We start from the raw sequence: 12565 nt of genomic DNA on the forward strand, positions 1-12565 counted from the left end.
CTGATGGGAGAGGACTGAATGAGCAATGACGGCGTGAATGCAGGCCGGCGTCGCTTCTTGGTAGCAGCCACATCCGTGGTGGGTGCTGCAGGAGCGGTGGGGGCTGCGGTCCCGTTCGTGGGGTCATGGTTTCCCAGTGCCAAGGCGAAAGCCGCAGGTGCACCGGTGAAGGTGAATATCAGCAAGATTGAGCCAGGCCAGCAGATGATTGCTGAGTGGCGCGGTCAGCCGGTCTTCATTGTTCGTCGAACGGAGGAAATCCTGGGAAATCTGAAAAAGATCGAAGGCCAGTTGTCTGACCCCAAATCTGAGTTTTCCGACCAACCCGCCTACGCCAAAAACGAAGCACGTTCGATCAAGCCAGAGATTCTGCTGCTGGTCGGGCTGTGTACCCACCTGGGATGCTCACCTACTTTCCGCCCTGAAGTGGCGCCGGTCGACCTGGGCAAAGATTGGGTCGGCGGCTATTTCTGCCCCTGCCACGGTTCGCACTACGACCTGGCCGGACGCGTCTACAAGTCGCAACCTGCTCCACTGAACCTACCCGTGCCTCCGCATAACTACGAATCTAACGACATCATTGTCATTGGCCTCGACAAGGAGAACGCGTGATGAGTAAGTTCATGGATTGGGTGGATGCGCGCTTCCCCGCCACCAAAATGTGGGAAGACCATCTCAGCAAGTATTACGCGCCAAAAAACTTCAACTTCTTCTACTTCTTCGGCTCCCTGGCACTGCTGGTGCTGGTCAACCAGATCGTCACCGGCGTCTGGCTGACCATGAGCTACACCCCTTCGGCGGAGGAGGCATTCGCTTCCGTCGAATACATCATGCGTGACGTCGAGTACGGCTCGATCCTGCGCCTGTTGCACTCCACCGGCGCCTCGGCGTTCTTCATCGTGGTCTACCTGCATATGTTCCGTGGTTTGCTCTACGGTTCGTACCAGAAGCCTCGTGAGCTGGTGTGGGTGTTCGGCATGCTGATCTACCTGGCGCTGATGGCTGAAGCCTTCATGGGCTACCTGCTGCCGTGGGGCCAGATGTCGTACTGGGGCGCCCAGGTGATCATCTCGCTGTTCGGCGCGATCCCGGTGATCGGCAACGACCTGACGCAGTGGATCCGTGGTGACTACCTGATCTCGGGCATCACCCTGAACCGCTTCTTCGCCTTGCACGTAGTGGCCTTGCCGATCGTAATTCTCGGCCTGGTGGTGCTGCACATCCTGGCGCTGCACGAAGTGGGTTCCAACAACCCCGACGGTGTGGACATCAAGAAGCACAAGGACGAGAACGGCATCCCGCTGGATGGCATCCCGTTCCACCCGTACTACACCGTGAAAGACATTGTCGGTGTCGTCGTGTTCCTGTTCGTGTTCTGCTCGATCGTGTTCTTTTTCCCGGAGATGGGTGGTTATTTCCTGGAAAAACCTAACTTCGAACAGGCCAACGCCTTCAAGACACCTGTGCATATTGCCCCGGTCTGGTACTTCACGCCGTTCTACGCGATCTTGCGGGCGATCCCCGACAAGCTCATGGGCGTAATCGCCATGGGTGCGGCCATCGCGGTGCTGTTCGTGCTGCCTTGGCTCGACCGAAGCCCGGTCAAGTCCATGCGCTACAAGGGCTGGCTGAGCAAGATCTGGCTGTGGGTGTTCTGCATTGCGTTCGTGATCCTGGGTGTACTGGGCGTACTGGCGCCAACCCCTGAGCGCACGTTGCTGTCGCAGGTTTGCACCTTCCTGTACTTCGCCTACTTCATTCTGATGCCGTTCTATACCCGGCTAGAGAAGACCAAACCGGTTCCGGAAAGGGTGACTGGCTGATGAAAAAATTATTCGTTGCATTGATGCTTGCGGCGCTGCCGCTACTGTCCTTCGCTTCCGAGCAAGGCCCTGAGTTGGAAAAAGTCGCTATCGACGTGTCTGACAAAGCGGCCATGCAGGACGGCGCACGCACGTTCGCCAACTATTGCATGGGTTGCCACAGCGCCAAGTTCCAGCGTTACGAGCGTGTTGCCGATGACCTGGGCATCCCGCACGAGGTGATGCTCGACAAGCTGGTGTTCACCGGCGCCAAGATTGGCGACCACATGAATATCGGCATGCAGCCAGCGGACGCCAAGAACTGGTTCGGCGCTGCGCCGCCCGACCTGACTTTGGTGGCGCGGGTTCGCGGCACCGATTGGCTCTACGGCTACCTGAAATCCTTCTACGAAGACCCTGCGCGTCCATGGGGCGTGAACAACGTGGTGTTCCCGAACGTCGGTATGCCTAACGTTCTGGTCGGCCTGCAGGGTCGCCAAGTGATAGGATGCAAGCAGGTTCAGGTAGTCGAGGGCGGCAAGAAGCAATTTGACCCGTTGACCGGCACGCCGCTGACACATGAAGCGTGCGATCAACTGACCATCGTGCCCAAGTCCGGCGCGCTGAACGAAGAGCAGTTCGACGAGAAGGTCAAGAATCTCGTGACCTTCCTGGCCTACTCGGCCAACCCGGTCAAACTGCAGCACCAGCGCATTGGTACGTATGTCTTGCTGTACCTGGCTTTCTTCTTCGTATTCGCTTATCTGCTCAAGCGCGAATACTGGAAGGATGTGCATTGATCCAACCGTAAGCAATTGCTGTTAATCTTGCGCGCCCAGCGGCATCTCTAACCCGTAGCGACCTGGTCATCAGGTACTACTGAGATGCTCTCTGGGCGCGCTCGTTTTTGAGCTTTCGATAATTTCAACAAGCGAGGAGGACCGCCATGGGCGTGACCAATCGGTTGGCCTGTTACTCCGACCCCGCCGACCACTATTCCCACCGAGTACGCATCGTGCTCGCAGAGAAGGGTGTCAGCGCCGAGATCATCAGTGTGGAGGTGGGTCGTCACCCGCCGAAGCTGATCGAAGTGAACCCTTACGGCAGCTTGCCCACCCTGGTCGATCGTGACCTGGCGTTGTGGGAGTCAACCGTGGTGATGGAATATCTGGATGAGCGTTACCCGCATCCGCCTTTGCTGCCGGTGTACCCGGTGGCGCGTGCCAACAGCCGCCTGCTGATCCATCGGATTCAGCGCGACTGGTGCGGGCTGGTGGATTTGATTCTGGATTCGCGCAGCAAAGAGGCGGCCCGTGTCGTGGCGCGCAAGGAATTGCGCGAGAGCCTGACGGGCGTTTCGCCATTGTTCGCCGACAAGCCTTTTTTCCTCAGTGAGGAACAAAGCCTGGTGGATTGCTGCCTATTACCCATACTCTGGCGCTTGCCGATTATGGGCATTGAACTGCCGCGGCCGGCCAAGCCGCTGCTTGATTACATGGAGCGCCAGTTTGCGCGTGAGGCTTTCCAGGCGAGTCTGTCTGGTGTCGAACGCGATATGCGCTAAGGCTTAAGGAGCCGTTGATGAACTCCAGTCGACCCTACCTGGTTCGCGCGCTCTATGAGTGGATTGTGGACAACGATTGCACCCCGCACATGCTGGTCAATTCCGAGTTTCCTGCGGTTCAGGTTCCGCAGGGTTTTGCCAGCGACGGGCAGATTGTGCTGAACGTATCGCCCAGCGCAGTGCGCCACCTGCACATGGACAACGAGGCCGTCAGCTTCGAAGGGCGTTTCGGCGGTGTGCCGCATACGCTGTACGTGCCGATTGGTGCCATCCTCGGGATCTACGCCCGGGAAAATGGCCAAGGCATGGTGTTCGATCTGGAGTCGCCTTTCGAGGATGACGAAGCGATCGACGGGGAAGACGGCGATGATGTGCCGCCACCGGATACCGAGCCACCGCGTCCAAGCGGCCGGCCGAGTCTGAAAGTGGTGAAGTAAGCGGCTTTTGCCTTCGGGCGCGGCTGAAAAATGCCTCGGCGGTTGCCGGGGCATTTTTTTGCCTGGCCGTTGTAGATGAAAGTCATGCCTGGAACGGTGATCGTACAACCGCCATGGGCTATGATGCCTGTTCAGTTCACCAAGAAAGATGACCCAACATGGAAAACACCAACACCGCCCCTCGTCTTCCCCGCAAGCGCCGCAGCCTTGCCCAGGAATTGGTCACGGTGTTGTCCGAGCAGATCCGCGACGGCCAACTCAAGCGTGGCGACAAACTGCCTACCGAATCGGCGATCATGGACGCCCATGGCGTCAGCCGCACGGTGGTGCGTGAAGCCATCTCACGCTTGCAGGCGGCGGGGCAAGTGGAAACCCGCCACGGTATCGGCACCTTTGTCTTGGATACGCCAAGCCCCAGCGGTTTCCGCATTGACCCGGCCACCATCGTGACCCTGCGCGATGTGCTGGCGATCCTGGAGCTGCGTATCAGCCTGGAAGTGGAATCCGCGGGCCTGGCCGCGTTGCGCCGCAGCGACGAACAACTGGCCGGCATGCGTGCCGCCCTCGACGCCTTGAATGAAAGCGCCGCCCATGCCGGCGATGCGGTGGCGTCGGACTTCCAGTTCCACCTGCAGATTGCCCTGTCCACCGGCAACCGTTACTTCACCGACATCATGACGCACCTGGGCACCAGCATCATTCCGCGTACCCGCCTGAACTCGGCACGCCTGGCCCAGGATGACCAGCAGCACTACATGAAGCGCTTGAGCCGCGAGCACGAAGAAATCTACGAAGCGATCGCGCGCCAGGATTCGGACGCGGCGCGGGCGGCGATGCGCTTGCATTTGACCAACAGTCGCGAGCGGCTGCGCCATGCTCACGAAGAAGCAGAGGCGCAACGGGGTTAAGGGTAGGTCACGACCTCAAGCGCCACATCAGTGATGGGCTCGTTAAGATCGAACGGGACGGTGAGGAATCGTTTAACTACCTCGTATTGGGTAGCGGCACCTTCAAATTCGAGAATGTCTCCTTTGTAAATCACGCCATCAAAGGTGATCTGCTGTTTTTTGCCGTCCGGCATATTGAGCTCGTATTTCATGGTCTTCACACGCCAGTGTTGGAAGGTGGAGTGTTGCTTTATCTGCATGCGCAAACGGCCGTGAATACCGGTTCAGACACGTCCCCGGGGCAGGTCTGGTGCCTGCGACGAGAGCGATGCGGTGCGGATAAGCGCTGTGTCACTGCGAGACCGTTATCATCAACGGATCAGAATAGAACCTTCCCGATTCGCTGTTTATCGCGTATCGCACCTGCACCGTTTGGTTGACGAATTTCTTCAAGTCATCGGCAGCGATATCGAGCTTGAGATTCGACTCCTTCACGTAATCTTCCTTGTTGGGGTCGTACTGTCCGGCGTTCTTTTCCTGCCCTTCAGCTTCCGGGGACTCGGGGTCCGGTCCTACGATGATAGATACCTGGGCGCTTGCGGAAACCTCATTGGGCTCGGGGATGGAAAACTTTATGCGTGCGCCGCTTGCCAGGCTCACTTGAGCCGGGCAAGAAGCGTCGCCGCCGACAAGGCTCGGGGCTTCAATGGTCATGATTGAGTGCTCCTTTGCACAGAAGCCAGAGAGCCTGGCTCCTATGCGGGGTTATCGCCCTCGTTGAAAATCGGCGTAACTGTTAGAAATCACAGTCACGACAAACGGTACGGCTCAAGCCGGCGTATTGGGTGTGTAGTCCTTCAGCAGCAAGTACGTACTCCACCCCCACCAATCAGCGGTCCAGTGTTTGTCGTTCAGGTCATTCACGTCCTTGCGGCGCAGTACCTTGTCGCCTTCCATCTTGAACAGCGGCGAAAAGTTATTCGCCGGGTTCTGTGCCGCATTCAGGTCCGGCACATACAGCGGCGCCTTGAAGGTGGCCGGGGAGGGCGCGACACCGCTGATAAACGCGTCGAAGACCTCATCGGCCGACGCCTGCACGGCGCGTTTGACCTGTGCCCGGTTGGCCGCGTCGCCGGCGTCGAAATAGCGTTTATCGCCGTAGGCATGCCACTCGTCACCGACTGCATTGCGCACCTTGAGCCCGAACTTGCTGTCTTCATCGTGCATGAAGCGGCTGATCAGCGAGCCCAGCTCCCCAGGCGTCACCACGGCGGCCAGCTGTTTGCGCGGTACGCGCAGGTGGCCGGCGGAAAACAGATCGGTCAAGAAGTGATCGGCAAAACTGTTCATCGCATAGGCCAGCTCCAGCGCCTGGTCGGTGCCGCTTTGATGGGCGATGACGGCTTGTTGCAGCGCCGCCGTATGCCCGGCCAGGTAAGCCGACAACGCCCATTCGCCAAAGTGGTCGGCGTTGTCCGCCGCCAGCTTCAAGTAGCGGCCCAGGGGGAACAGTGCCGAGACCGCGCTGCCACCGCCGGTGATGCGGTTCCACTCTTCAGACAACGTATCTCCGAGCACGGCGTAGGCGTCGTGGGCGGATTTGCCGTCCTTGATCGCCTGGTTGACCGCGTTGATCTCCTTTTGCATCACCGCCAGGATCTTGTGTGCTTCCTCCCGTGACGCCGGCAGTCCTGCCAGTGAGTTGAATGCGGCGTTAAAGCGTTGCACGCGTTCGGCAGGCGAGGCGCCATCACTGATGGGTTGGCCAGGGATGCCATAAAAGTCGCCGCCCAGGGCGATCACTTGCCCGTAAGTCAGCGCCAGGCCGTTGGGCAGGTGCAGCTCGACGAGTCGGGCGGCAATCGCCGGAGCGTCTTTGGCGAAGCGCAACAGTGTGTCGTCGCCGATGGCAGTGTGTTCACCGCCTTCGAAACGCAGGGAAGGTAGGTTTTTTGCGGGTGCTGCGAGTTCAAGACCGGACATGTTAGCTCCTTGCTATGTCGTAGGAATCTTCCTTTATTGCTGTATGTATATACAGCAATTCGAGCATAGAGGAAAAAACTCCTACGTCAATGCGCTCTCTCTCAACAGGCGGTTCGATGAATTGCAGTTGACGAAATATTTTATAGTTGTACGATGACGTATGACATAAGCAAAACCAACAACAACCTTTCGCCAGAAAGTCTTTGCCCAGGGTGTTCGAATAATGAATCCACAAGAACTGAAGTCCATCCTCTCTCACGGTCTGCTGTCTTTTCCCGTGACCGATTTCAACGCCCAGGGTGATTTTCACCAGGCCGGCTATATCAAACGTCTGGAGTGGCTGGCTCCCTACGGCGCCACTGCGCTGTTCGCCGCCGGCGGCACCGGTGAGTTTTTCTCCCTCGCGGCCAGCGAATATTCCCAGGTTGTGAAGACCGCGGTGGATACCTGCGCCACCAGCGTGCCGATCCTCGCCGGTGTCGGCGGTTCGACCCGCCAGGCCATCGAATACGCTCAGGAAGCCGAGCGCCTCGGTGCCAAAGGCTTGCTGCTGCTCCCGCACTATTTGACCGAAGCCAGCCAGGACGGGGTTGCCGCCCACGTGGAAGCGGTGTGCAAGTCGGTCAAGATCGGCGTGGTGGTTTACAACCGCAACGTCTGCCGCCTGACTGCGCCTTTGCTGGAGCGCCTGGCCGAACGTTGCCCGAACCTGATCGGCTACAAGGACGGCCTGGGTGACATTGAATTGATGGTGTCGATCCGCCGTCGTCTGGGCGACCGTTTCAGCTACCTGGGCGGCCTGCCGACTGCAGAGGTTTACGCCGCTGCCTACAAGGCCCTGGGCGTGCCGGTGTATTCCTCGGCGGTGTTCAACTTCATCCCGAAAACTGCGATGGATTTCTATCACGCCATCGCCCGCGACGATCACGCCACCGTCGGCAAGATCATCGATGACTTCTTCCTGCCGTACCTGGACATCCGTAACCGCAAGGCCGGCTACGCGGTGAGCATCGTCAAGGCGGGCGCCAAAATCGTCGGCTATGACGCCGGCCCGGTTCGCACGCCACTGACCGATCTGCTGCCGGAAGAATACGAAGCCCTGGCCGCGCTGATCGACAAGCAAGGCCCGCAATAACTTATCTATAAGGCCGCTGAGCAATCAGCGGCCTTTTGCGTCAGGAGAAGATTCGTGTCCCAAGCCAAACGTTTTGAAAACTACATCAACGGCCAATGGGTGGCTGGCGCTGATTATTGCGTCAACCTCAACCCGTCGGAGTTGTCCGATGTCATTGGCGAATATGCCAAGGCGGATGTCGTCCAGGTCAACGCTGCCATCGATGCCGCCCGCGCTGCATTCCCGGCCTGGTCGACGTCCGGTATCCAGGCTCGCCACGACGCACTCGATAAAGTCGGCAGCGAAATCCTCGCCCGACGCGAAGAGCTCGGCACGCTGCTGGCTCGGGAAGAGGGCAAGACCCTGCCTGAAGCCATTGGCGAAGTGACCCGCGCCGGTAATATCTTCAAGTTCTTCGCCGGCGAGTGCCTGCGCCTGTCCGGCGACTACGTGCCGTCGGTGCGACCGGGCGTCAATGTCGAAGTCACCCGCGAAGCCCTCGGCGTGGTCGGCCTGATCACCCCGTGGAACTTCCCGATTGCCATCCCCGCGTGGAAAATCGCTCCGGCCCTGGCCTACGGCAACTGCGTGGTGATCAAGCCGGCGGAGCTGGTGCCGGGCTGTGCCTGGGCCCTGGCAGAAATCATCTCCCGCGCCGGTTTCCCCGCCGGTGTGTTCAACCTGGTGATGGGCAGCGGGCGGGTAGTGGGCGATGTGTTGGTCAACAGCCCGAAAGTCGACGGCATCAGCTTCACCGGTTCGGTTGGCGTCGGACGTCAGATCGCGGTCAGCTGTGTCTCGCGCCAGGCCAAGGTGCAGTTGGAAATGGGCGGCAAGAACCCGCAGATCATTCTCGATGACGCCGATCTCAAGCAAGCCGTCGAGCTGTCGGTACAGAGCGCGTTCTATTCCACCGGCCAGCGTTGCACCGCCTCCAGCCGCTTGATCGTCACCGCCGGTATTCACGATCAGTTCGTCGCGGCCATGGCCGAGCGCATGAAGTCGATCAAGGTCGGCCACGCGTTGAAAAGCGGCACCGACATCGGCCCGGTCGTCTCCCAGGCCCAGTTGGACCAGGACTTGAAATACATCGACATTGGCCAGAGCGAAGGTGCGCGGCTGGTGAGCGGTGGCGGCCTGGTGACCTGCGACACCGAAGGCTACTACCTGGCGCCGACGCTGTTCGCCGACAGCGAGGCGGCCATGCGGATCAGCCGCGAAGAGATCTTCGGCCCGGTGGCCAACGTGGTGCGCGTGGCGGACTACGAGGCGGCGCTGGCCATGGCCAACGACACCGAGTTCGGTTTGTCGGCGGGCATCGCCACCACCTCGCTGAAATACGCCAACCACTTCAAGCGCCACTCCCAGGCCGGGATGGTGATGGTCAACCTGCCGACTGCCGGCGTGGATTATCACGTTCCGTTCGGTGGCCGTAAAGGTTCATCCTACGGTTCGCGTGAGCAAGGTCGCTATGCGCAAGAGTTCTACACCGTGGTGAAAACCAGCTACATCGGTTCGTAACACTGTAGGAGCGAGCTTGCTCGCGAAAAATTTCAACGAATACGCAGGTATTCAGGGGGGCACGCGGTGCCTTTGAGTTTTTCGCGAGCAAGCTCGCTCCTACAGGGGCGGCGTCCAGCAACACATAAATATCACCCGCAAAAAAAATAATTAGTGGGAGTACTTCTACATGCAAGCGACCAAGCCGACCCATGTCCGCTATTTGATCCTGCTCATGCTGTTTCTGGTGACCACGATCAACTATGCCGACCGGGCCACCATCGCAATTGCGGGTTCCAGCCTGCAAAAAGACCTCGGCATCGACGCGGTCACCCTCGGTTACATCTTCTCTGCATTCGGTTGGGCCTACGTGGCCGGGCAAATCCCCGGCGGCTGGCTGCTCGATCGGTTCGGCTCGAAAAAAGTCTATGCCCTGAGCATCTTCACCTGGTCACTGTTCACCATATTGCAAGGCTATGTCGGTGAGTTCGGTGTCTCCACGGCAGTCGTGGCGCTGTTCATGCTGCGCTTTATGGTGGGCCTGGCCGAAGCGCCATCCTTCCCGGGTAACGCGCGCATCGTGGCCGCCTGGTTCCCCACCGCCGAACGCGGCACGGCCTCGGCGATCTTCAACTCGGCGCAGTACTTCGCCACGGTGCTGTTCGCGCCGCTGATGGGCTGGATCGTCTACAGCTTCGGCTGGCAGCACGTGTTTATCGTGATGGGCGTGATCGGCGTCCTGTTCTCGCTGGTCTGGCTGAAAGTTATCCACAGCCCGCGCCAGCATCCGCTGATCAACGAAGCCGAGTTCAATCACATCGCGGCCAACGGTGCGATGGTCGATATGGACCAGGACAAGGGCAAGGGCAAGGGTAAGAAAACCGACGGTCCGAAGTGGGATTACATCCGCCAGTTGCTGACCAACCGCATGATGCTCGGCGTGTACCTGGGCCAGTACTGCATCAACGGCATCACCTACTTCTTCCTGACCTGGTTCCCGGTGTACCTGGTGCAGGACCGCGGCATGACCATTCTCAAGGCCGGGTTCATTGCCTCATTGCCGGCGATCTGCGGGTTTATCGGCGGTGTGTTGGGCGGGGTGATCTCCGACTACCTGCTGCGCAAAGGTCATTCCCTGACCTTCGCCCGCAAGGCGCCGATCATTGGCGGCCTGCTGATCTCCAGCAGCATCGTGGCCTGCAACTACGTGGATATCGAGTGGATGGTGGTGGGTTTCATGGCTTTGGCCTTCTTCGGCAAAGGCGTTGGCGCACTGGGTTGGGCGGTGGTGTCCGACACCTCGCCGAAACAGATCGCCGGGCTCAGTGGCGGCCTGTTCAACACCTTCGGTAACCTGGCGTCGATCACCACGCCGATTGTCATCGGTTACATCATCAGCACCACCGGTTCGTTCAAATGGGCGCTGGTGTTTGTCGGCGCGAACGCGCTGGTGGCCGTGTTCAGTTACCTGGTGATTGTCGGCCCGATCAAACGCGTGGTACTCAAAGAGCCGCCAAGCCAAGGGCCTGAGTTGACCAACCTTACCCAAGCGCATTCCTGAAGGGGCCGTGTGATGCAGTTGATTGAACATGCTGACTCGCCGCGCTCGATTCGTTTGCACGAGCGCGACAACGTGGTGATCGTGGTCAATGACCAGGGTGTACCGGCCGGGACCGAGTTCCCGGACGGCCTGGTGACCGTGGATTTCATTCCACAAAGCCACAAAGTGACCCTCGAAGATATCCCCGAAGGCGGTCGGATCATTCGCTACGGCCAAACCATCGGTTACGCCCTGGCGCCGATTCCACGCGGCAGTTGGGTGCAGGAAGATCAACTGCGCATGCCCACCGCGCCGCCGCTGGACAGCTTGCCGCTGTCCACCGAGGTGCCAGCGGCCCAGGCGCCGCTGGAAGGCTTTACCTTCGAGGGCTATCGCAATGCCGACGGCACCGTGGGCACGCGCAATATCCTCGGCATCACCACCACCGTGCAGTGCGTCACCGGTGTGCTGGACCATGCGGTCAAGCGCATCAAGGACGAGTTGCTGCCCAAGTACCCGCATGTCGATGACGTGGTGGCGCTGACCCACAGCTACGGCTGCGGGGTGGCGATCACCGCGACGGATGCGTATATCCCGATCCGCACCGTGCGCAACCTGGCGCGCAACCCGAACCTGGGTGGCGAAGCCCTGGTGATCAGCCTGGGCTGCGAGAAATTGCAGGCCGGGCAGGTGATGCACGACAACGACAGCTCCGTCGACCTGAGCGAGCCGTGGCTGTATCGCCTGCAGGATTCCAGCCACGGGTTTAGCGAGATGATCGAGCAGATCATGGCCCTGGCCGAGGTGCGCCTGAAGAAGCTCGACCAGCGCCGCCGGGAAACCGTGCCGGCGTCCGAGCTGATCCTGGGCATGCAGTGCGGCGGCAGTGATGCATTTTCCGGCATCACCGCCAACCCGGCGCTGGGGTTCGCTTCGGACTTGTTGCTGCGAGCGGGGGCGACGGTGATGTTTTCCGAAGTCACGGAGGTGCGTGATGCCATCTACCTGCTGACTTCTCGTGCGCAAACCAAGGAAATCGCCGAGGAACTGGTACGGGAAATGGACTGGTACGACCGTTATCTGGCCAAGGGCGAGGCGGATCGCAGCGCCAATACCACGCCGGGGAACAAGAAGGGCGGGTTGTCGAACATTGTCGAGAAGTCCCTGGGCTCCATCGTCAAGTCCGGCAGCAGCGCGATCAACGGCGTGCTCGGCCCGGGTGAACGCTTCAAGGGCAAAGGCTTGATCTTTTGCGCCACGCCGGCCAGCGACTTCGTGTGTGGCACCTTGCAACTGGCGGCGGGGATGAACCTGCATGTGTTCACCACCGGGCGCGGCACGCCTTACGGACTGGCGATGGCCCCGGTGGTGAAGGTCTCGACACGCACGGAGCTGGCGCAGCGCTGGCCGGACCTGATCGATATCGACGCGGGGCGCATCGCCACCGGGCGTGCGAGCATTGAGGAGTTGGGGTGGGAGTTGTTCCACTTCTACCTGGATGTAGCCAGCGGCAGGAAGCAGACGTGGGCGGAGCAGCACAAGCTGCATAACGACATTACGTTGTTCAACCCGGCGCCGATTACCTGAGACCGAGTCGCCGTTATCGGGGGCAAGCCCCCTCCCACATAGGGTCTGCGGTGTTCATCCGTTGTGTGTCTGACGCAGATTCAGTGTGGGAGGGGCGGTGCGACGACTCGACTTGCCCCCGATAGCGGTCTATCAGGCGCCATTGGGCCGT

General features: G+C 59.9%; 13 protein-coding genes. 10 read left to right on the forward strand and 3 right to left on the reverse strand.

Annotated elements, in window-relative coordinates; genetic code table 11:
- The first annotated feature begins 18 nt into the window (after positions 1-18).
- From petA to PverR02_RS04655, 6 genes are all read left to right on the forward strand, one after another.
- Entirely contained in the window at positions 19-612 is a 594-nt protein-coding gene (petA, locus tag PverR02_RS04630) for a ubiquinol-cytochrome c reductase iron-sulfur subunit (RefSeq protein ID WP_026139825.1), read from the forward strand.
- The gene (locus tag PverR02_RS04635; RefSeq protein WP_017845421.1) at positions 612-1823 is read left to right on the forward strand and encodes a cytochrome b; all 1212 of its coding nucleotides are present in this window, start codon (positions 612-614) and stop codon (positions 1821-1823) included. Before petA ends, PverR02_RS04635 begins: the two co-directional genes overlap by 1 nt.
- Positions 1823-2602 (forward strand): cytochrome c1, encoded by a 780-nt coding sequence (locus tag PverR02_RS04640; RefSeq protein ID WP_046384697.1) that lies wholly within the window; start codon positions 1823-1825, stop codon positions 2600-2602. The genes PverR02_RS04635 and PverR02_RS04640 overlap by 1 nt, the downstream gene beginning before the upstream one ends.
- 146 nt (positions 2603-2748) lie before the next feature.
- Positions 2749-3366 (forward strand): glutathione S-transferase N-terminal domain-containing protein, encoded by a 618-nt coding sequence (locus PverR02_RS04645; protein WP_010568030.1) that lies wholly within the window; start codon positions 2749-2751, stop codon positions 3364-3366.
- Positions 3367-3383: 17 nt separating this feature from the next.
- Complete coding sequence (locus PverR02_RS04650) at positions 3384-3803, forward strand: ClpXP protease specificity-enhancing factor (RefSeq protein ID WP_017845419.1); 420 nt, start codon at positions 3384-3386, stop codon at positions 3801-3803.
- A 158-nt stretch (positions 3804-3961) separates the two neighbouring features.
- A complete protein-coding gene (locus PverR02_RS04655; protein ID WP_017845418.1) occupies positions 3962-4711 on the forward strand; it encodes a FadR/GntR family transcriptional regulator in 750 nt (249 codons plus the stop codon).
- On the opposite strand, the gene PverR02_RS04660 is transcribed toward PverR02_RS04655, so the two are convergent.
- The 3 genes from PverR02_RS04660 to PverR02_RS04670 all read right to left on the reverse strand — a co-directional run bounded on the left by PverR02_RS04660 (position 4708) and on the right by PverR02_RS04670 (position 6673).
- Complete coding sequence (locus PverR02_RS04660) at positions 4708-4902, reverse strand: hypothetical protein (protein ID WP_227778786.1); 195 nt, start codon at positions 4900-4902, stop codon at positions 4708-4710. The genes PverR02_RS04655 and PverR02_RS04660 overlap by 4 nt on opposite strands.
- Before the next feature lie 139 nt (positions 4903-5041).
- The gene (locus tag PverR02_RS04665; RefSeq protein ID WP_079442860.1) at positions 5042-5404 is read right to left on the reverse strand and encodes a hypothetical protein; all 363 of its coding nucleotides are present in this window, start codon (positions 5402-5404) and stop codon (positions 5042-5044) included.
- Positions 5405-5518: 114 nt separating this feature from the next.
- Entirely contained in the window at positions 5519-6673 is a 1155-nt protein-coding gene (locus tag PverR02_RS04670; protein ID WP_046484712.1) for a hypothetical protein, read from the reverse strand.
- A 223-nt stretch (positions 6674-6896) separates the two neighbouring features.
- Between PverR02_RS04670 and kdgD the strand changes: the two genes are divergently transcribed.
- The 4 genes from kdgD (at position 6897) to garD (ending at position 12414) form a co-directional block, all read left to right on the forward strand.
- Positions 6897-7808, forward strand: a complete 912-nt coding sequence (gene kdgD / locus PverR02_RS04675) for a 5-dehydro-4-deoxyglucarate dehydratase (protein WP_017845414.1) — start codon at positions 6897-6899, stop codon at positions 7806-7808.
- A 54-nt stretch (positions 7809-7862) separates the two neighbouring features.
- Positions 7863-9308 (forward strand): aldehyde dehydrogenase family protein, encoded by a 1446-nt coding sequence (locus PverR02_RS04680; protein WP_079442861.1) that lies wholly within the window; start codon positions 7863-7865, stop codon positions 9306-9308.
- Between the two features lie 169 nt (positions 9309-9477).
- Positions 9478-10848, forward strand: a complete 1371-nt coding sequence (locus PverR02_RS04685; RefSeq protein WP_079442862.1) for an MFS transporter — start codon at positions 9478-9480, stop codon at positions 10846-10848.
- Between the two features lie 12 nt (positions 10849-10860).
- The gene (gene garD / locus PverR02_RS04690) at positions 10861-12414 is read left to right on the forward strand and encodes a galactarate dehydratase (protein ID WP_046384692.1); all 1554 of its coding nucleotides are present in this window, start codon (positions 10861-10863) and stop codon (positions 12412-12414) included.
- Positions 12415-12565 lie beyond the last annotated feature (151 nt).

The sequence above is a fragment of the Pseudomonas veronii genome, from assembly GCF_002028325.1.
Taxonomy (GTDB): Bacteria; Pseudomonadota; Gammaproteobacteria; order Pseudomonadales; family Pseudomonadaceae; genus Aquipseudomonas; species Aquipseudomonas veronii.

Bases quoted from the DNA above. Each gene is read 5' to 3' on its own strand.
- PverR02_RS04660 (WP_227778786.1), bottom strand. From the start codon at position 4,902: ATGAAATACGAGCTCAATATGCCGGACGGCAAAAAACAGCAGATCACC.
- PverR02_RS04640 (WP_046384697.1), top strand. From the start codon at position 1,823: ATGAAAAAATTATTCGTTGCATTGATGCTTGCGGCGCTGCCGCTACTG.
- PverR02_RS04635 (WP_017845421.1), top strand. From the start codon at position 612: ATGAGTAAGTTCATGGATTGGGTGGATGCGCGCTTCCCCGCCACCAAA.
- PverR02_RS04645 (WP_010568030.1), top strand. From the start codon at position 2,749: ATGGGCGTGACCAATCGGTTGGCCTGTTACTCCGACCCCGCCGACCAC.
- PverR02_RS04670 (WP_046484712.1), bottom strand. From the start codon at position 6,673: ATGTCCGGTCTTGAACTCGCAGCACCCGCAAAAAACCTACCTTCCCTG.
- PverR02_RS04685 (WP_079442862.1), top strand. From the start codon at position 9,478: ATGCAAGCGACCAAGCCGACCCATGTCCGCTATTTGATCCTGCTCATG.
- garD (WP_046384692.1), top strand. From the start codon at position 10,861: ATGCAGTTGATTGAACATGCTGACTCGCCGCGCTCGATTCGTTTGCAC.
- petA (WP_026139825.1), top strand. From the start codon at position 19: ATGAGCAATGACGGCGTGAATGCAGGCCGGCGTCGCTTCTTGGTAGCA.
- PverR02_RS04655 (WP_017845418.1), top strand. From the start codon at position 3,962: ATGGAAAACACCAACACCGCCCCTCGTCTTCCCCGCAAGCGCCGCAGC.
- PverR02_RS04665 (WP_079442860.1), bottom strand. From the start codon at position 5,404: ATGACCATTGAAGCCCCGAGCCTTGTCGGCGGCGACGCTTCTTGCCCG.
- PverR02_RS04650 (WP_017845419.1), top strand. From the start codon at position 3,384: ATGAACTCCAGTCGACCCTACCTGGTTCGCGCGCTCTATGAGTGGATT.
- kdgD (WP_017845414.1), top strand. From the start codon at position 6,897: ATGAATCCACAAGAACTGAAGTCCATCCTCTCTCACGGTCTGCTGTCT.